The organism is Mycobacterium sp. IDR2000157661, from assembly GCF_022317005.1.
Classification (GTDB): Bacteria; Actinomycetota; Actinomycetes; order Mycobacteriales; family Mycobacteriaceae; genus Mycobacterium.
The window spans coordinates 3762429-3782159 of record NZ_CP081006.1 but is presented as its reverse complement, the minus strand read 5'-3'; the positions used below and the strand labels follow the sequence as shown (position 1 = coordinate 3782159).

The 19731-nt window shown below is 64.8% G+C and carries 14 protein-coding genes; 7 read left to right on the top strand and 7 right to left on the bottom strand.

What is annotated here, in order from left to right; translation table 11 throughout:
- Positions 1-33 precede the first annotated feature (33 nt).
- The 3 genes from K3G64_RS19480 to K3G64_RS19470 all read left to right on the top strand — a co-directional run bounded on the left by K3G64_RS19480 (position 34) and on the right by K3G64_RS19470 (position 2040).
- Entirely contained in the window at positions 34-549 is a 516-nt protein-coding gene (locus K3G64_RS19480) for a T3SS (YopN, CesT) and YbjN peptide-binding chaperone 1 (protein ID WP_238886617.1), read from the top strand.
- Entirely contained in the window at positions 542-1456 is a 915-nt protein-coding gene (locus K3G64_RS19475; protein WP_238886616.1) for a S1C family serine protease, read from the top strand. Before K3G64_RS19480 ends, K3G64_RS19475 begins: the two co-directional genes overlap by 8 nt.
- Before the next feature lie 113 nt (positions 1457-1569).
- On the top strand, positions 1570-2040 hold the full coding sequence (locus K3G64_RS19470; RefSeq protein ID WP_238886615.1) for a hypothetical protein: 471 nt from the start codon (positions 1570-1572) through the stop codon (positions 2038-2040).
- Positions 2041-2658: 618 nt separating this feature from the next.
- Here K3G64_RS19470 and K3G64_RS19465 read toward each other — a convergent pair.
- From K3G64_RS19465 to K3G64_RS19445, 5 genes are all read right to left on the bottom strand, one after another.
- Complete coding sequence (locus K3G64_RS19465; RefSeq protein ID WP_238886614.1) at positions 2659-3639, bottom strand: hypothetical protein; 981 nt, start codon at positions 3637-3639, stop codon at positions 2659-2661.
- Positions 3640-3901: 262 nt separating this feature from the next.
- A complete protein-coding gene (locus K3G64_RS25710) occupies positions 3902-5629 on the bottom strand; it encodes an O-acetyl-ADP-ribose deacetylase (protein WP_370646998.1) in 1728 nt (575 codons plus the stop codon).
- Positions 5630-5858: 229 nt separating this feature from the next.
- The gene (gene istB, locus K3G64_RS19455) at positions 5859-6641 is read right to left on the bottom strand and encodes an IS21-like element helper ATPase IstB (RefSeq protein ID WP_441338866.1); all 783 of its coding nucleotides are present in this window, start codon (positions 6639-6641) and stop codon (positions 5859-5861) included.
- A gap of 2 nt (positions 6642-6643) precedes the next feature.
- Complete coding sequence (istA, locus tag K3G64_RS19450) at positions 6644-7876, bottom strand: IS21 family transposase (protein WP_441338867.1); 1233 nt, start codon at positions 7874-7876, stop codon at positions 6644-6646.
- 570 nt (positions 7877-8446) lie between these two features.
- Entirely contained in the window at positions 8447-8653 is a 207-nt protein-coding gene (locus tag K3G64_RS19445; protein WP_238886611.1) for a dodecin family protein, read from the bottom strand.
- A gap of 453 nt (positions 8654-9106) precedes the next feature.
- On the opposite strand from K3G64_RS19445, the gene K3G64_RS19440 reads away from it, so the two are divergent.
- Both K3G64_RS19440 and K3G64_RS19435 read left to right on the top strand, forming a co-directional pair.
- Entirely contained in the window at positions 9107-9979 is an 873-nt protein-coding gene (locus K3G64_RS19440) for a potassium channel family protein (RefSeq protein WP_238886610.1), read from the top strand.
- A gap of 110 nt (positions 9980-10089) precedes the next feature.
- Positions 10090-10494, top strand: a complete 405-nt coding sequence (locus K3G64_RS19435) for a hypothetical protein (RefSeq protein ID WP_238886609.1) — start codon at positions 10090-10092, stop codon at positions 10492-10494.
- Between the two features lie 56 nt (positions 10495-10550).
- Here the strand turns inward: K3G64_RS19435 and K3G64_RS19430 are convergent, their stop codons facing one another.
- Both K3G64_RS19430 and K3G64_RS19425 read right to left on the bottom strand, forming a co-directional pair.
- On the bottom strand, positions 10551-14153 hold the full coding sequence (locus tag K3G64_RS19430) for an Ig-like domain-containing protein (RefSeq protein WP_238886608.1): 3603 nt from the start codon (positions 14151-14153) through the stop codon (positions 10551-10553).
- 223 nt (positions 14154-14376) lie between these two features.
- On the bottom strand, positions 14377-17199 hold the full coding sequence (locus tag K3G64_RS19425) for a calcium-translocating P-type ATPase, PMCA-type (protein WP_238886606.1): 2823 nt from the start codon (positions 17197-17199) through the stop codon (positions 14377-14379).
- 168 nt (positions 17200-17367) lie between these two features.
- Here K3G64_RS19425 and K3G64_RS19420 point away from each other — a divergent pair, with 168 nt between their 5' ends.
- Together K3G64_RS19420 and K3G64_RS19415 are read left to right on the top strand one after the other, a co-directional pair.
- The gene (locus K3G64_RS19420) at positions 17368-19245 is read left to right on the top strand and encodes a serine/threonine-protein kinase (RefSeq protein WP_238950832.1); all 1878 of its coding nucleotides are present in this window, start codon (positions 17368-17370) and stop codon (positions 19243-19245) included.
- 58 nt (positions 19246-19303) lie between these two features.
- Entirely contained in the window at positions 19304-19708 is a 405-nt protein-coding gene (locus tag K3G64_RS19415) for a hypothetical protein (protein WP_238886604.1), read from the top strand.
- Positions 19709-19731: the final 23 nt, after the last annotated feature.

Below are 19731 nucleotides of genomic sequence, written 5' to 3'. Positions count from 1 at the left end.
CCACCGGCAAGCTTGCAGAGTGGAGATGATGAGTTGTCCCGGTTCGCACCACGGATACAGTCGACGCCGCTTCTTGGCCGAATATTCGGGTCCGGCGGCGAACGCCGCACCGGCGAACTCGACAAGTGGCTCGAGGAGACACTCAAGCGCGAGTTCAAGGTTGACGCCATCGAGCGTGACGAGGACGGCGACATCCCCATCTCCCGCGGAAGCGCGGTTGTGTACGTACACACTGCGGATGACGATCCACCGCGCATCGAGATCTTTTCCCCGCTGTTGGAGGACTTCACGATGCGCCCCGAGGTGTTCGCGGCAGTCAACTCCATCAATCGAAATACACCGTTCGCCAAGGCGTACGCCGACCCAGAAAACGCACAAATCGTGCTGACAGCGGAGTTGTACATCTTCGACGAACTCTCGCCCGATCAGCTATTGGCCACCATCGACCTCGTGGCCGACCGGGCGGACCATTACGACAGCCTTCTGCAGAAGCGATTCGGCGGCAGAACCATGCTTGACGACGACGAAGGCGACGAGTTCGATGTCTGACACGTCGGGGCGGTTGCTTCGGCAGTTCAGTGACGAGATCATCGAATTGGCAGAGCGGGTTGTGCTCTCGACCGCCATCGTCAAGGGACAGACCCACGATTTTGAGGAAGACGGTGGGTCCGCGTTCCTCTACGACGTCGAACACCTCGTCACGAACAATCACGTGGTGCAAGACTTGGTCGACCCCGTCTATGTTCAGCTTCCCGGCGCACAGCAGGCCGAGGCGCGGGTGGTCGGGCGCGACCCTTTGACCGATCTGGCGGTCCTTCGCGTGGACCCGCAATCTGCTCAGCCACTGATGATTTCACCCATGGGGGCTCGACTGGGCGAACTCTGCTTCGCATTCGGCAGCCCTTTGGGTGAGTTCCCGGAGAGCATCAGCATCGGCATCGTGAGCGGACTGAAGCGGAGCCTTCCCACCGGCGACAAGCAAGCGATCTTTGACGTCATCCAGACGGACGCGGCGATCAACCCGGGGAACTCCGGGGGGCCGTTGGTGAACGTCGACGGTCAAGTCATCGGTGTGAACACGGCAGCTATTCCCGAGGCGGACGGCATCGGCTTCGCGGTTCCCGCCGACACCGTCGCTGAGGTCGTCCATGAGCTCATCACCTACGGAGCAGTTGAACGCGCGTCGCTCGGAGTCAGCGTCGCACGTCGGGCCGTCGACCGCGCACCCGGTGGCCATGCTCTTGTGGTGACCGCTGTTCGCGATAATTCAGCAGGCCCTTTCGAGCGCGGCGATGTCATAGTCGCTGTCGGCGATCGCGACATCCACTCCCAGAATGACCTGCTGCGCGCATTGCGGCGAGATGTCGCCAACCGAAGGGTCAACGTTGTGGTTCTGCGTGGTGACCACGAAGTCTCGATCGAGTGTCGGCCCCGCAGCGTACGAACCTTCGGCTGATCGAAGACAAAGACCATCGGCCTCTTGGAAGTGCCGCCCCGAATCCGGCAACGCGTGAACCATCGAACGTTCGATCCCACTTCAAGCAGGTCGGAGGTATGTGACAGTTGCTCATGGTCTCCACTGGCGATTGCCCTCATGATTCAATTCGCGCAGAGATCCAACAGATCCTGATCGACCACCCCCGCACCCGCTATGCCAAGGTGTTGCTCGGCATGCTGCGCGGGCTGTCCGACGCCGAAATGGCGAAAGAGGCCGCCGAAGCAGGGGAACCGATCAGTGCCGACAGCATTGCGAATGTTCGCAGGTTGGTTCGCTTGTCCATGGACGACAAACTTGTGCCGGCTCCGTCTGATGCAGAGGGGCAAGCTGGACTTTATCGCGAACTGCTGAACTACCGGCGTTCACCTGAACTGACACAACACATCAAGACCAAGCTGGCGAAGCTGCGGGAGCTAGACCCCAAGATTCTGCTGACGCCTCTCGGTCATGTCCATCTCGGCGCGAACGATCCCTCGAAGCCAGAGAAGCCGGAAAAAGTTTGTCCTTACTGCTATTTGGTGCATGCAGGAGAGTGCCCATGAGCACCAGACTCGGCGTTACCCCAGCTCACCTCCCGTGTCTCCAACGCGGCGCGGGCTATCCGGCATCAGACGTCGGGGCCACTCGATAAGTGAGTTACTCGGAAAGCACGCCACGCCTCTGCAATCTCAAGAACCCGGCGCACAAGGTCGAAACATGCCGGCGCTGCCAGCGATTGCTCCGCAGTACGGAAGCTCGCAAAAACCTTCGCGAAAAGAGGAAGGCGGATCGACGCACTGAAAAGGAGTATGACGCGAAGCGCAATCCGATTCGGGTCGTGCAAGGCGGGCTAGGGTCCGGCGACAAGTAGAAGGGCGCGGCGCGAGGTCAGGCTGCCGGATACATGCCATCTGATCGGGAGCAGGCAGTCGATGGGATTTCACGACACGTAGTGCCTGCCATCCCACCTGAGCAGTTCCGCAGTCCCAGTGTCCTTCGGGGCAGGAGGGCATGCAGTCCATCGTGGCGTGCTGGCGCAAATGCTCGCCGTCCGCTCCAGGGTTTACAAGCTCGACGTTGATCAGATCCCGGCCCCTTTTCGCGCAACTCATAAGCACCGGGGACTCGAACGCCCCGGTACTGCCGGAGGCCCGAGTTTCCGGCTGACCAGACGGAACGGGCTACCACTCCCCGTCAGTGACCATGTCGTGGCTGGCCCCGCCGATGGTGACTACCGTCTTCGGGTCGACGGCGACGAACGGATCCTCCTCGTTGCCAAGCTTTTTGCCGACGCTCTTGACGTTCGCCAGGATCTTCGAGGCTGCGAGATCGCGGGCGTCGGCGTCGTAGTAGTCGAACCACGGCAACCCGGCGTCCACGTAGGCATCCCGGTCCACCGGCGTCGGAGGCGGCACCTCACCGGTGATGGCAGTCCACTGCGCGGCCGAGCACAGGTGGACGAAGACCCGCCGGGCGCCGTCCTCGTCGTAGTCGGCCAGCGGGCGATCGTCGGCATACACCTCTTGACGCATCCGGCCGCCAGCCCCCAATCCCATACTGCTCCCCGCGGGCGCCGGCAGCGGTCCGCCATCCGCAAGGTCCTCGCAGCACATCACTTGCAGCGCCTGTGCGGCGTGCCACGCCGCCAGCGCCTGCTCGGTCAGAGCGACAGCACGGAGTTGCACGCCACCGTGGGTCTCCTCCCCCGTCACCTGTCCTTCGACTGTGGCGCCCAAACCGAGCGGCACGGCAACGAACTGGCGGATGAACCCATCCCCCGAGTTGATGCCGTCCAGCCAGGGCTGCTGGGGCAACGCCACGTAGTTCTGCGGGTCACCGACGAGGTGATCGATCCACGGCAAGCCGCTAACCGCGCACACCTTGCCCACGCCAATCTGCAGCGCTGCGGGCTCGGAAGCACTGAACGACAGCCACATCGCCTCGCGCTGGTAGACCGGCAGCATCACCCCGCCACGAACTAGCCATTCGGCTGGTGCGGTACTGGGGTAGTCCGCGACCCGCCGCAACGGAAACCGGCCCAGACCCGGCGGCAGCGGATGCAACCCCGTCTCGGGGATACGCAGCGTCCTCTGAAAACCCACCGTCACTGGACCCAGCACCAGATTGTCGCTGACGATCTGTACCGGCGCGCTCTGCGTCATGACTACCTCCATCTAGGCGTACTGCACTATGGATAGCATCAGGCACTGACACTCAGGGATTGCGCCATCGGCCGGGACCTACTGCTACCTGCGCGATGCGGCGCCTCTTGCCATTCGCCGAGGTACCGGAGGTGTGAGGCCGGGCGTTGCGCGTGTTTAGATCGGTTCGTAATACGCACTCGTAGTGCGGATTTCAGGGGCGCAATTCGGCTGCGCTGGGTGGGAAGCGAATTCTGCAGCCCCGGTTGTTAACGGGCATGGCTCAACTCTGGGAGCCTAGCTGCGACTGGCCGAGAGTGATCAGTATCTGGCTTGTCGCGGCCCGTACCTGCGCAGCAAACTCGTCCTGACCCACGATTGCGAAAGCTTCGTCATATGACCAGGTTCTGAGGATCTGGATGCCGGGGCGTACGTGGAACTGAATGCCAGCTTTCTTGCTGTCCAGCCACTGGTGGAGGCTTTCCTCTTCGGCGGCGCGGGCGTACCGGCGCTCCACCAGCCACTGGAAGAAGCCAGGGTCGGCTATCTCATTGCGGGTTCGACCACCAGCGCGCCCGTCGTGGACATCGTCGACCCACTGCTGCAAGTAGTCCTCTGCGGACAGCAGTCTGGTCGGGAACCAGCGTTGAAGAGGCTGGGCGAACCGATGCGCAAGCTGGAAGTTTGGCTCGACAGTGAAGCCGTCGTGAGTGTTCAGTTCAAGGAGGGCGTCGACTCTTGCCGGATCCGAATACATATACGTGTACTGCGGCTGCAGTTCCGCCGGCCAGGCACCCAAATGAACGTACTTGTCGTCATAGAATAGTGCTGCACGGTCGGCACCGCGGATGTGATCGGCGGCGAATTTGATTGTGGCGCCAGGCAACAGCGGGTCTCCCCGTGGGATAAGCGTTCCTTCCATCGCGCTGGCTTTCGGGGAAAGCCCCGTCGCCTTTTGCAGAATCGTCTCGAGTCGATACAAGGCGTTCGCTTTGTCGTCGGGTATTGAGGCTGATGGCTCTGATGGCATTGGAGCGGATCTCCTTGGGGTGTTGGCCGCGGGCTTAGGTGGGCGGGGATGCCTGATGCCGCTGCCCCACCCGATCTCCCATCCCGCGGTGGCGTCGAAGTAGTCGGCGTATGCGACGGGTGGCGCCATGGACTGCTCGACAAGACGCATTAGGTCGGCGAACCAGGATACGTACGCGGGGTCGTCGTCGGTCGGAGCGGTACCAGGCAGTTCATTCAGGATCAGTTCGGCGACCAACTCGGGTCGGGTGGTGACCGTTACCTCACCGCCCGCGAAGTCGGTGAGTCCGCCCGTCGAGTACTGAAGTACGGCGTCAAGGTTGACGACATGTGGGTAGTCCACATGGTCAATCAGATTGTCGGCACTGGTGATAGCGACGCGCCAGTACATCCCTGAGGAACTCACTCCCGGCAAAATACGCAACCGATGGTAGCCGCGCTGATGCAGGACATGAACCCCTTGCAAGATGCGAATCGGAGTCCAGGACGCCAGTCGCGCACGAATATCGTCGTGCACCTCGGGATCGAAAGCAACCAGTCGCACCTCGTCGACGCGTGTGTCGGCGGCGGCGATGGTTTCAACCGCCGCCGCGATGGCGTCCCTCCGCGGCCAGCCGAAGGTGCCTGTACTGATGAGCGGAAAGGCGATAGTTCGAGCACCGAGTTCGTCTGCGACTTCCAACGCCCGGCGGTAGCAGGACTCCAGCAGCGAACGGTCGGTCTGCCCAGTGCTGTAGTTCGGGCCGACCGTGTGAATAACCCACCGGGCAGGCAGATCGCCTGCTGTCGTCCAGCCGGCGTCACCTGTAGCCAGTCCGTTCGGGAACCGCTCGACGCAGTCGCGCAGGATCGCGGGGCCTCCCGCGCGATGAATCGCGCCATCCGCGCCGCCACCGCCGCGCATAGCAGAGTTCGCGGGATTCACTACGGCGTCGACCTCCTGCGCGGTGATGTCGCTACAAACCGCGTTGATTGTCAGCACGCAGCCCAGTATGCATCTGGGCACCGACGTCAACCTGGCGTACGGCTACGACGGCGACTAACTGTCCCCGAACCTGTCCGTGACCATCACGGCATCCCTTCGCGATCTTCGATCACCCCTGGGCGCGGTTAGCTGCAAATCTGGTGCTGCGCGATTTGCGCTTTATTGTTGACGACGGTCCAAATGTAGGCCAGAAGCGACGGTCGAAAAGTAGGCCACGTGGTTGTGGTTATTGTGCCGTGTTGTCTGCGCGTGCGGAGGGCAAGGTGTCGATTCCGGTGTCCTTGAGCCGATAGCTGGATCCCTTCAGGGTCAGGACGTCGGCATGGTGCACGATGCGGTCGATCATCGCCGCGGCCACCACTTGATCACCGAACACGTCGCCCCAGCGGGCGAAGGGCAGGTTCGAGGTCAAGATCAGCGAGGCGTGTTCATAGCGGCTGGAGACCAGTTGGAAGAACAGGTTCGCCGCGTCCTGTTCGAAGGGGATGTAGCCGACCTCGTCGACAACGAGTAACCCGATGCGACGCAGCTTGGCCAGCTCAGCCGGGAGCCGCCCGGCGTTGTGGGCGGCCTTGAGGCGAGCGACCCAGTCCACCGCGGTGGCGAACGCGATGCGATGCCCGCTCTGCGCGGCCTTGACCGCCAATCCGATGGCGAGGTGGGTCTTGCCAGTTCCGGGTGGCCCGAGCAGGACCACGTTGGAGGCCTTGGCCAGGAACGCGCCGGTGCCGAGGTGGGCGATCATGTCCCGGTTGAGTGCGGGTTGGTGATCGAAGTTGAAGTCCTCCAAAGACTTCCGGGTCGGGAACCCGGCGGAGCGGATACGGGTCGCCGCACCGGAGGCCTCACGAGCCGCAACCTCCCGCGATAAAACGGCCGCCAGATACTCTTCGTGAGTCCAGCCGGCGTCGCGGGCTTGCTCGGCCAGGCGGGCCGCGGCGTCGCGGATGCGTGGCGCCTTGAGGGCTTGGGCGTAGTGCAGGACGGCCTTCATCGGATCCTCGGCCATGCTCATGCCACCTCACCATCAGAAGTGACTTCGGCAGTGGTGAAGTCGACGCCGAATGCCCGGTCGTAGTCTGCCAGATCACGCACCAGCTGGTCACCGGTCGCCGGTGGCGGCCCGGCTTGGAACTGTCGACGCAACACCGCAGCGGTCTCGACGTGTTTAGGGTCGGTCAGGGTCTGTCGCGCTGCCCAGCAGCGATCGTGAGCAGCCAGCAGGCGCCCCGTCCGCATCACGGTCACCTGGGCCAGGGTGGTCCTCACCTCGACGAGCTGGCCGATCGCACTCGGATCCACCGAGTAGTCGTTGCCGGCCACCCGCAGGTAGTAGTCACGCCCCAACCGCACCGACGTCTTCGTCTCCACTGTCGGCGCCACCGGTGGCAGGGTCAGCATCTGGGCTTGGTCGGCAGCCAAGAAGTCCACCGGGCGACCATCCAACACCCGCACCCGACGACGGTTTGCGGTCGGAAGCCACAGTCCCAGTTGATCATTGAAGTCCTGCGGTGAGGTGAAGCTGCGCCCGGGCAGAAACGAAGTCTCCAGATACCGGTTGGCTCGCTCCACGATGCCCTTGGACTCGGGGTCATAGGGTTTGAGTTGCACCAGCCGCGAACCCAGCGTCCCGATCAACGCGGTGACCGGATCGGTTAACCGGCCGCGGCGTCCGATCCCGGCCTCGTTGTCCCACCACAACTCGTGCGGCACCGCGGTGAAGTTCTGTGAGAGCAGCTGCCACATCCCGGCCACCAGATCCATGGTTTGGCGCGAGGGCAGCATCACCGCGGCGATGAAGCGGGAGAACGCGGCCACCATCACCAGCACCGGCAGCATCGCCTCCTGACCGAACCCGACCGCGATCTTGGGTGCCGGGAACCACAGATCGCACTGGACCACCCGACCCGGCGGATGCTCGAGGCGGTCGACCGGATCAGCGGGCAGGTACTCCGGGCGGATCATCCGGACCCGCTCCCCAAACCAGGAGATCGAGCCCGTCCACCCCACCCGCTCGGCGAGCACCGTCGCCGACATCCGGGGATAGGCCGACAACAACGCCCGAATCCGCGGTTCCACCTCGTTGATCGCCGAGGCCGGCGATTCCCTCTCGTACTTTGGTGGATCGTCGCTGGCCAGCGCACTAGCCACCGTGTCACGCGCGATGCCGAGTTGACGTGCAATGGCCCGCTGCGACAAACCCTCGCTGCGGTGAAGATGCCGAATGAAGGCCCAGTCTTCCAAGGAGATCACCCATCCAATCTGTATGGGTGGCCTACTTTTCGACCGTCGCAACTGGCCTAGTTTTCAACCGTCGTCAACATTTATCTCTGCTGTACAGGTCAGCAGCTGCCTCAGGCGCCGTTTACCTGCAAACTGACACGTGACCATCCCGGCACGCCTTCGCGATCTTCGCTCGAATCATCATCGGACACTGCGCCCAGTGGCTACAAACGCCCTCCGCACACTTACGGCACTCGATCAATTACTGCCTCGCCGTTTGCCACTCGTAGCCATCTGGTCAGCATAATGACGACCACCGACACGGCTCGCCGGCCCGGCTACGGCTCCAAGAGGCGATGGACACGAGAAAATTACGTGCACAGTCGAAGTCGCCACCAACGGACAAGCGGACGGTGTGACGGCGAGGCAAGATTGTTGGCTCGTACGAGAAGCGTTTCAGGCGTCCCGGCCGATGACCTCGTCCGGCTGTCCGGGGTGCGGTAGGCGCCGCAATCGTTCGTCGTGCCTTCAACGGCTTGAACCAGTCAGGCCGTGACTCACCCAGGGTGAGCCACTGGCCGAGAAGGGCCCTCACTCAAGCACGAATGTGACCAGCATGTTGACGCGGTAGGCCGCAATGCTGCCGTTCTCCACATCCACCGACTGCTCTTTGATCCAGGCGGACTTGACATTACGGAGCGTCTCGTTGGCCCGCGCGAGGCCAGTCTTCACGGCATCTTCAAAGCTGGTTTCCGACCTGGCGCTTAACTCAGTTACGCGAGCGACGTTGCCTGCCATGTTGACCTCCGTGAATCGATGTTGGACCGAAAGATCCTTGATTCATCCATTCAACTCCCGGCGCGACAGGAGCCAATAGGTACAAAGTGCCCTGTGCCGAGGGGATTTCGGCCACTGGTGCCGGGCACGCCCGCTCTGATCGGTTATGGCCACGAAACCCATGGTTTCCGACTACCGGAACGTCTCCGAGATGCTTGAACAGTTGGCCGACACGCCAGTCGAGTCCGATGAGTTCTGCCGCCAGCGTGATCGCGTCATCACCCGCTGTCTTCCCCTCGCTGATCACATCGCCCGACGCTACAGCGGTCGCGGTGAGCCCCCCGTTCCTCACCCCCACCCCAGTGAGCTAGCTAGATTGGTGGGAGCCGTGTGACCGATCCACGCGGGCGCCTCACCATGAGGCACCAGGTCCGACGATGAAACCGACCGGCCAGCACACGGAGGACATGCTTTATGGAGTGGGTGCTGACCGTGGTCGGCCTGTTGCTCGTGGTCGCGATAGTGCGCGACGTCTTCCACACGCTCTTTCATCCGATCGGCCACGGCATCATCGCGCCGCTGGTGATGAGACTGATTTGGCGGCTGCTGCGATTCCTCCCGCCGCAGCGCCGAATCTCGACCTTGACCGGCCCGTTGGGCATCGCGATGGTGGTGCTCGCCTGGGGGTTGGTCGCCGTCGTTGGCTGGACGCTTATCTACCTTGCGCAGATGCCGGACGGTTTTGCCTACGGCGCCGAGCTGGATCCGAGCCAACGCCACGATCTGCTCGATTCGCTGTACGTTTCGCTGGTCGCCGTTGGCACGCTCGGCTTCGGCGATATCGTGCCCTTGTCGCTATCGCTTCGCGTGCTCGCACCGTTGGAGGCGCTGTTCGGATTCATGCTTCTCACCGCAGCGGTGTCCTGGGTTCTCGAGATATACCCTGCCCTGCATCGTCGGCGCGTATTGGCAATGCAATTGTCGACCCTGCGGAAAGCACGCCAGGCCGAGCCTGACCTTGGAATCGACGACATCCCCGTCGATGTGCTCGCCTCGCTGGCTGCCAGCATCGTCGAAGCTCGCAACGACTTCACTCAGTACAGCGCCACGTATTACTTCCGCGACCTGGAGGCCGATGCTTCTCTGGCAGCTTCGCTCGAATATGCCACCCACCTGGCCGCTGAGGCGACCGCCAGCACGCAGTCGCAGGTACGGCTGACGGGCGCGCTGATGACAGCTGCCCTCGACAGTCTCGCCGAACTGCTCGACCAAGAATTCCTGCAACTCGGCGGCGATACCGCCACCGTGGTACGGGCCTATGCGACAGACCATCGGCATTCCGGCTGAGCGATTCCCGTCGAAGTCGAACGGTCTTGTTCGCGGCAGTCACCGCCCTTCGACGCACCGGCTTGCAGCAAATGGTGCACAACCGTCCGCGAGTGCGGGATCGTTGTCTTATGCCGAACCCGAAGGTTCCCACGCCGAAAGATATCAAGGAGGCCGCGCAGGCGGCAGCCGCCACTGCTCAGTCGGTGACCGATGAAGTCCTGCGCATTCCGCCCGCGTCGCTGAAGATGGCAAGTCAACTGCCCGGACTGCTCGAAAACCTGGCAACCGCAACAGAACGTCTCAACCAAGCCGTCGATCGCGCAGAACGCTACCTGGCGTTGGCCGACCCGATGATCCGGACCATGGACGCGATCCTGCCCCAACTGGAAGCACTAGTCGCAACCGGCAACGAGGTGTACGGCGCGGTGGCGACGATGCCCGGCGTCTCGCACCTCGGCAGGCTCGCTAACCGGCGCGCCACACCGCCGGACAAGGAGCCCCCGCGGGGCCGCTCCACGCGCAAGAAGACCTGACTCCCCTACTTCCGATTGGCCCCACCGAACCGGCCGAATGGGTTGGCTGCTGCGGCTCACCCCACGGACAGTGCTTCCGGCGTGACGTCGACGACCCACACTCCCCTGTCAGTCACCTGGTAGACGGTGCCGGTACGGGGGTCGACGACAGGATTGCGTTGGCTCAACCCGGCGAGCGGATCGGTGACCACGACACTCGCATCGTCGAATATCGACGTGATCAACATACCGCTGCCCCCTGGAAGGACGAGAAGGCTGAGCTGATAGGCCACTCCGGTCACCGGATTGACCGCGAGCTCCCGCACCACCGCGCCGGTGAAGCCGTCGCTCTCGCCGACGACCGTCACGTCAGCACCATCGGGGCTGACAACGACGATCTCGGCCCTTGGAGCCGGACTGAATTCAGGCCGAACATAGTCGGTGACAACCAGATACGCGCCACCGGTCACCGGGTTGGCCACGACGCGCGCTATTAGGCCCTGGTTATCGTCTATTGGGAAAGGCCATCCGGGCACCTCGTGGGCGATGACCGTGCCCTCGGTGTCGATGACGTGCAGTGTGCCGGCGATGCGGTCGTCATAGGTGGTCAGTTGGTAGAGCATGCCCGTCTTCGGGTTTACCACCGCACCGAAGCCCGTCGATTCCGGCAAGACATGAGTGGCGATGCGCTCGCCGTCGGCGCCGATGATGTGCACGGTGGTCGAACTGAGGTCCTGCGGGTTAGTAGTTTGGTAGATGGTGCCGGTGACGGGGTTCCGTCCGGCACCGTCGCGCGGAATACCGCCCAGCACAAGGGAATCGAGGACCCTGCCATCGGCGTTGGCGATCGTGAGCGTCGCACCGTCGCTGCCCGCGCTGGTGACGAACACCTGTCCGGTCACCGGATCCAACACCGGAACACCGACCAACGACCCGGGCACGGTGCGGATGTCGCCGGCTGTGTCGACGATGGTCAGAGAGGTCACGCCGCCGTTGGTGGTGGTGACATAAGCGGAGTCGCCGACCGGGTTGAACTGGACCTCGCCCGTGATCCCTCCCGGGAGGGTGGCCGTGTGGACCGAACCATCTCCCTCGATGACGTTCACCAGGGTGTCCAGGGCGGTGTCGGTGGTGAGCTGGTAGACAGTCCCACTGACCGGGTTGACGATGACGCCACTGTCGGGTGACCCGGGCAGCCGACCGGTGGTGACACTGGAGCCATCGGCATGTACCGCGGTGACCACGGTGACCAACGGGTCGTCTGGACCGATGTTCGGAAGCGTCGTCTGATAAACCGAGCCCGTCAGCGGATTGACCACCACGCCGCCGATCGGCAACCCGGAGATGATCTCCGTGTGCGCCACTGTGCCCGTGGCGTCCACGACCACGACGGCGGTTTCGTTGGTGCCGGTGATCCGGTCTCGAATCCTGGAGGTCTGATACACGCTGCCCGTAGTCGAATTCACAATCACCTGGCCCACCGGCTTGCCCGCCAACCCGCTGTGGGTCACCGCCGAGCCATCGCCAGCGAAGACCGTGAGGTGGGTGGTCGACACGTTGGACGGCAGGAGCACCACCTCGGTGGTCTGGAAGGCCCGCCCGGTGACCGGGTCGGTGACGACGCCGCCCACGGCCCGGCCGGTCAGCTTATCGATGCCCAACAGCTCGCCATTGCTGTCGAACCGGACGACATGGGTCACCGGTCCGGTGGTGGGGTCGAAACCCTCGATGGTTTGGTACCCGTGTCCCGTAGCGGCGTTGAACACCGTGCCGCCGATCGCGGTGCCGGCCGCTGTGATCACGCGGGCGTCACCCTCGGCGGTGATGACGGCGATGTGGCTGGTCGTGACTCCCGTGACCGGATCGGCGAAGGTGGAGACGAGATATCCGACGCCGGTCACCGGGTTGATGGCGGTGCCCTCGTGTCCCGTGGCGCGGACCTCGTCGGTTTCGACGACCGTGCCGTCGGGCGAAATCGCGACCAGGCTCAGGTAAGTCGGAACCGGTTGGCCCGGTACATAATTCCGGTAGTCCCCGTGGGCCCGCTCGGCGTAGACGCGACCGGTCACTGGGTCAAGCTGTACCGCGGTGTCGAGAAGATATCTGTTGAAGCCCGAGTCCGCGGGCACCATGTAGGCAAGCGCGTTGAGGGACGGGTCGACGACCGGGGTGACGGTGACGCTCCTCGGAACGCTGAAGCCGTCCGAGACGGTCACCGTGAAGGAGTCGGTGACGTCCTCGTCGGACCAGGACGCCAGCGCCCGCGCGATCGGCGTCGGGGTGTAGACGAAGGTGCCGTCGGCATTGAGTACGACCGCGCCTCGGGACGGCGCAGACGTGACCGCCAGGCCGGCCGCGCCATTGTCGAGGCCGGTGACGTTGAGCCTGCCGGAGACTGCGCCGGTCTCGGCGTCGGTGCCCTCGATGGTGAACGCCGGGTCTGCGGCCAGGGACGGGACCCGGATCGTGATCGCGGCGGTGCTGCTGTGGCCGTTGTCGGCCTCGAGGAAGCCGAACAGGCCGTCGGGTCCCCCGTCGGTAACCGTAACGACGAAGGTGTCGCTGCCGGCGAAACCCGAACGAGGAGTGTAGGTGTACGTGCCGGCTGCCGAATCGATGACGAGCTCACCGTTCGCGGGCTGGCGAACGACGGTGAAGGTGAGCGGATCCCCGTCGGGGTCACTGGCGTGAAGGTCGCCGGTGACGAGGCCGGTGGTGGGGTCGGTCGTCGCCGCGACGGGAGCAAGGGTCGGCTTGGCGTTGAACAGCTGTCGACGCGCCCAGGCCAACATCACCCACAGCGCCGGTGTCTGAGGTGGGAGGTTGGGAGCATTGATGATCCCGGGCGCGAACAGCGGCGCCAGCGCCGCCGTCACCAGGGCTACGGCGGCGTTGGCGAGCGCGCCCGGCAACGCTCCGAGAACTTGGAAAGGACCCGGCGGCTGCTGCCGTATCGGGGTGACCACGACCGGGGTGACGAGCGGTGTCGCCGATTGCGTCGATGTCGTCGACACCACGGCCTCGGCGACGGAGAACGCGACCGCTTGCTCTGCCGGTGCATACTGCACCGTCGAGCCTGCTGCTCCGAAGGAGTCGGCGGTCCCGGCGACGCCCAAGAAGGCGTTGCTGCCGTCACTCTCGACGGCGGTGCGGACTTGGTCGACGACGCCCGAGGCTGACTCGTGGACATCGCCGCCGGGAGTCGGTACAGCGGTCGCGACCCCGCCGTTCGGTGCTTCCGGCGTCTTGCCCGAAGCCGGCGCCGTGACGAGATCCGGTATTTCCTCAGCCTCGTCGTCATCCGCCGAGTCGATTTCGGTCACCGACGGCTCGGTGCCGACGCTCGAGTTGGCGCCGCCCGAACTCGTGATGGTGACCGGGGGCGCTGAGCCGACCGTGATAGTGGTGGTTGCACCCGTCGTGGGTTCCTGGGGGCCGTCCGGCGCGATACTCCCCGACGCACTGCTGTCGACGCGATCCGGCGCCGGTGCCACGCTCGGTACGCCACTCCCCCCGTTCACCACGTCGGCGGCGTCGGACGACGAAGGCTCGGCGGTCCCCGGAGATACCGAAGAACCGTCGTCGGCCCGCGCTATGCCCGGCGTGGTCGCCACGGCGGCGCCCACTCCCAGCGCCACCGCCAACGCGCCTACTCGACCGACGTGTTGCGCATACCCCATGCATCCCCCCGAAAGCCGTCGGCAATGACCCCACATGATTCGCCGCCAATGCGTCGAACCGTCCGCGGACGGTGCACAGGCGACTGCCGCGAAAGCGTACGACACGAAGTCGCCAAGAAACCGCAAAATACGTCAACGACGTCAATTCCATGGAACATGGTGACCGGCCGTACTTTTCGCTCTAAGGTCAAACAGATGTGCGAATCGCGACGACGGGACGCGGTCAGCGTTTCGACAGCTCTGACTCGATATGGGTGGCCGACCCGTCCTGGTGCTCGGACTCCGTACCTGAGGAATCCCGTGCGCGCAGAATGGCTTTGACGATCTCTTCGACCCAGAGCACCGACGATCCCACGAGGATCGCCAGCCCCCATTGCGCCGATGTCAGCGAGGTGGTGTCGAAGAAGTCCTGCAGGACACCAAGGTTCACCACCATGATCTGCAGGACGATGACCGCTCCCAGCGCCACCCAGATCGAGCGATTCGTGAACGTTTGCAGGGAGAACACCGAATGCTTGACGGACCGCACGTTGAGCAGGTTGAACACCTGGTAGAAGACGAACGTGGTGAACGCCAGTGTGGTCACGAACAACGGATCGCCGGCACTTTCCGGGAACAGGTCGTCGGCGAAGGCCAGCACAGCGACGGTTCCGACCGTCATCACCAGACCCAACAGCAAGATCCGCACGAGCCTCTGCCGGTTCAACAGCCGTTCGTGGGGCGGACGTGGTTTCGCTGTCATGGTGCCGGTTTCGGGCGGGTCGACACCCAATGCCATCGCCGGGGGGCCGTCCATGATGATGTTCACCCAGAGGATCTGCAGTGCGGTGAACGGTGAGCCACCCGCGAGTCCCAGGGCTCCGGCGACCAGGAAGATGAGCACGAAGCCCCACGCCGTCGTCAGCTGGAAGCGGACGAACTTCACGATGTTCGCGTAGATCCCCCGGCCTTCCTGCACCGCGGCGACGATGGTGGCGAAGTTGTCATCGGTGAGGATCATCTTCGCCGCACCCTTGGAGACGTCGGTGCCGGTGATGCCCATCGCGACACCGATGTCGGCCTGTTTCAGCGCAGGAGCGTCGTTGACACCGTCACCGGTCATCGCGATGACCTCGCCGCGTGCTTGCAGCGCCTTGACGAACCGGATCTTGTGTTCGGGGGCCACCCGCGCCAGCACCCCGTAGTCACGGGCGCGGTCGCGCAGCGCGTCATCGTCGAGGTCGTCGAGCCCCGAGCCCTCGGCCGAATCACCCGGAATACCCAGCGAATCCGCGATCGCCGACGCCGTCACGAGATGGTCGCCGGTGATCATGTGGACGACGATGCCCGCCTCGCGCGCCACCTGGATGGCCTTGGCGGCTTCCGGCCGTGCGGGATCGACGATGCCGACAACGGCGTAAACGGTGAGGCCGGTCACGCAGGCTTTCAGCTCATCGGGGTCGTCCGGGAGGTCCCCGTCGATGTCGCGGCCGGCGATCAGCAGCGTGCGCAGCCCTTCGGCGGCCAGCTCGTCGATACGCTCACCGATCCGCTCGCGATCTGCGGACTCCAGCCGTCGGGGCCCGTCGTCGGACAACACGGAATCCGCCAGCTCCAACAACACCCCGGGCGCACCCTTGACGAAGCAGCGGTGACTCTCCGGACCGCCGTCGTCGGCCCGATGGAAGGTGGCCATGAACTTGTAGTCCGAGTCGAACGGAACCTGCGCCACCCGCGGGTGTGACTTGCGGGCGCCTTCGACATCGATGCCGCCCTTTTCGGCCAGTACGACGAGCGCGCCCTCGGTGGGATCGCCCACCAGTTGCCCGTCGTTGATCGAGGCGTCGTTGCACAGCGCCATCGACAGCAGCGCGTCGGTCAGGTCGGGCAGCGGCCGGCGGTCGGGGGTGAGGATCTTGCCGTCGGTCGAATATCCCTCCCCGCTGACCTTGAAGGCACGGCCGTCGATGAGCAGCCGCCGCACTGTCATCTCGTTCAGCGTCAATGTGCCGGTCTTGTCCGTGGCGATGTGGGCGGTGCTGCCCAGCGTTTCGACCGCCGCGAGCTGCTTGATGATCGCGCCCCGCCGAGCCAGCTTGGACGCGCCCATGGCCAGGGTGAAAGCCACGACCGCAGTCAGACCTTCGGGAATGGTCGCCACCGCGAGCGAGACAGCGGTCAGGAGCAATTCGGACCAGGACTGACCCCGCAACAGGCCCATCACGAAGACCACGGCGACGACGGCAATGGCCACCACCGTCAACACGCCGGCGAGGTGGTCGATGCGGCGCTGCAAGGGGGTCTTGCCGCCGCCGGCCTCGCCGAGAAGACCGGCGATGGCGCCCATCTGGGTGCTCATCCCCGTGGCCGTAACGACCATGGTCGCCGTACCCCGGGTGACGGCCGTGTTCATGAACAGCATGTTGGCGCGGTCACCGATGGGGAGCTTCGGGTCGTCGAAGGTTTCCGTCGTCTTGTCGACCGGTTGCGACTCACCGGTCAACGAGGCTTCGGCGACCTGCAGGCGAACCGCCTCAACCAGCCGGCCGTCGGCCGGGACCGCATCACCGGCCTCGAGGCGGACCACGTCACCCGGAACCAGTTCTGCGGGAGGCACCTGTGATTCATGGCCGCCCCGCCGCACCCGGGTCTGCGCGACCGACGACTCGCGCAACGCCTCCAGGCTGCTCTCGGCGCGCGCTTCCTGCACGTAGTTCAACACCGTGTTGAAGGTGATGACCACCAGGATGACGACCGGGGTCTCCCACTCCCTGGAGACGAAGGCACTGACCGCGGCGGCGACGACCAAGACGATCGTCATCTTGTCGGCCAGTAGCCGGGCGATCTTCTTCCACGCCGGGTCCTTCGCGCCCTCGCCCAACTCGTTGGGCCCGAACTCCCGCTGTCGCTCCGCGACCGTCGATTCGTCGAGCCCGACCGATGCGTCGACGTCGAACGCGGCTTCAGTGTCGGGTACCGACCGGGTGTGCCATGGCGCTTCTCCGCCGCTGTCGGCGGAGTTCCCGCGGTCGGCGACATCGGGCGAACTCGCGGACGAAGCCTGCACCTCTTGGTTTCCTTTCGCGCCGGAGCGGCCGTGGCGATCAAAGCCCACCGCCCGCCACTACGACAGACGCGGTTTGAGCTGGTCCAGCCGAACTACGTCGTCATCGGGTACCCGCAGCCCCTCCGGCGTAACGGCGTTGCGGTTCGCCGCTTTTGTAGGCTTGCCGCTATGCCGTTTAGCAGCGGCGAGGTTTTCGCCGGCTATACCATTCAGCGGCTTCTCGGCTCTGGTGGCATGGGCGAGGTCTACCTGGCCCAGCATCCCCGACTACCGCGCTTGGATGCTCTGAAGATTCTGTCCCTCGACGCCACCGGCGACGAGGAGTTCAGGGCGCGCTTCAATCGAGAGGCCGAGTTGGCCGCGACGCTGTGGCATCCGCACATCGTGGGCGTTCACGACCGCGGCGAGTTCGATGGTCGGCTGTGGATCTCGATGGACTACGTCGAGGGCACCGACGCCGGTCAACTGGTGGAACAGCGCTACCGGTCCGGAATGCCGCACGAGGAGGTCGCCGAGATCGTGACGGCCGTGGCCGAGGCCCTGGACTTCGCGCACGAACGGCGGCTGTTGCATCGGGACGTCAAGCCCGCGAACATCCTGGTGACCGAACCGTCCGGCGGCGGCAGGCGCCGGGTGCTTCTCACCGACTTCGGCATCGCTCGCGAGGCGGACGACATCAGCGGTCTCACCGAGGCGAACATGGCGATCGGCACTGTCACCTACGCGGCACCCGAGCAGCTGACCAGTCGGTCGATCGACGGCCGGGTCGATCAATACGCCCTTGCCGCGACCGCCTATCACCTGCTCACCGGCGCTCCGTTGTTCAACCACTCCAATCGGGCGGTCGTGGTCGGGTGTCACCTCAACGAGCCGCCACCCAAGCTCTCCGACCGTCGGCCCGATCTCGCCGATCTCGATGGTGTCCTCGACAAAGCCCTTGCCAAGGACCCGAACGACCGGTATCCGCGCTGCATGGACCTGGCTCGGGCACTCTCCGAACGTGACCCGGACTGCGCCTCGGCGACCCGTGTGCTGGCGCCGCCGCCGGGTCCACCCGGCCCGCCCGATGCGGGCGTGCACACCGCGCCCTTCGCCTTCGCCGATGAGTCTGGCCCCGTCGCACCGCAGCACACGAAGCGACTGGACAGGATGACGGTGCACGGCACCGCACGCGCTGTGCATAAGAGAGCGGCAGGCCCGGGCAGCGGCGACGAGGAAGTCTGGACCTTCCGCGTGGAGCGCTACGAGTCGACCGGCGCTGTGCACACGGTGGTCCCGACCGAGCTGCGGGGAGCCGCCATCGCCGGGCCGCTCGCCGACGGGGACGTGGTCGAGGTCAACGGCATCTGGGATGGCGCCCTTCTGATGGCCGATTCGGTGATCAACCATTCGGCACGTACCAGGGGGCGACGCCGGCCCGTGCTGTCAGGCAAATCGAGCGCCAGTTCCGCCGTGTCCTCCGCGCCCACCGCGCCGAAGTCCCGGCGAACAGAATCGATTGTCCGAGCTGCGGTGATCGGTGTGGTCGCGCTGGTCGCGATTGCGGCCGTCGTCCTCACGAAGGGGTTCGGCCTGTGGTCCGACGGGGGCCCCGGACCGGTCGTGAGGGCGGAGAGCGCCACGGTCTTCTCCCCCGGCGGCGCCCCCGACCATCCCGACGAAGCCGGTAAGGCGATCGACGGGGATCCCGGGACGTCGTGGCCCACCGACATCTACACCGATGCCACCCCGTTTCCCGCGTTCAAACAAGGTGTCGGACTGCTCCTGCGGCTGCCCGAGCCGACCGCGCTGAGCGAAGTGACCGTCGACGTGCCGAGCACAGGAACCGAAGTGCAGATCCGAGCGGCCGACAGCCCCAACCCGGCGAGCCTGGCGAACACGACCGAACTCACCCCGAGCGTTCCGCTCGAACCGGGAGAAAACCGCATCCCGGTCGACGACGGCACTGAGACGGCCAATGTGCTCGTGTGGATCACGAAGCTGGGGACCACCGACGGGCAGAGCCGCACCAGCATTTCCGACATCACGCTGCAGGCCGCGCGTTGAGCGGGTCTACTCCGCCGATGCGCAGACAGCGGTCTAGACGTGCGGCATCGTTGACCAGATGAGCAAGAAAGTCCCCAGCCCGAAAGATGTGGTGGCGGCCGCACAGGCGGCGGCCGAGACAGCCCAGTCCGTCGCGAGCGATGCGATGCGCATCCCACCGGCATCGCTCCAACTCGCCGGCCAGCTGCCCGACCTGATCGAGAACCTGGCCACGGCGACCGAGCGCCTCAACACGGCCATCGACCGTGCCGAACGGTACCTGGCTTTGGCCGATCCGATGCTCCGGACCATGGACGCTCTGTTGCCTCAACTGGAGGCACTCGTCGCGACGGGCAATGAGGTGTACCAGGCGGTCTCCACCGTGCCAGGCGTGTCGGCGCTGACGCGGCTGTCGACTCGCACGACGGAGTCCCCCACGCGGAGGCGCTCACCGAAATCCCGGTCCGATCAGCGAGATTCCTGACGTGCATCAGGATGTGGCGAGCT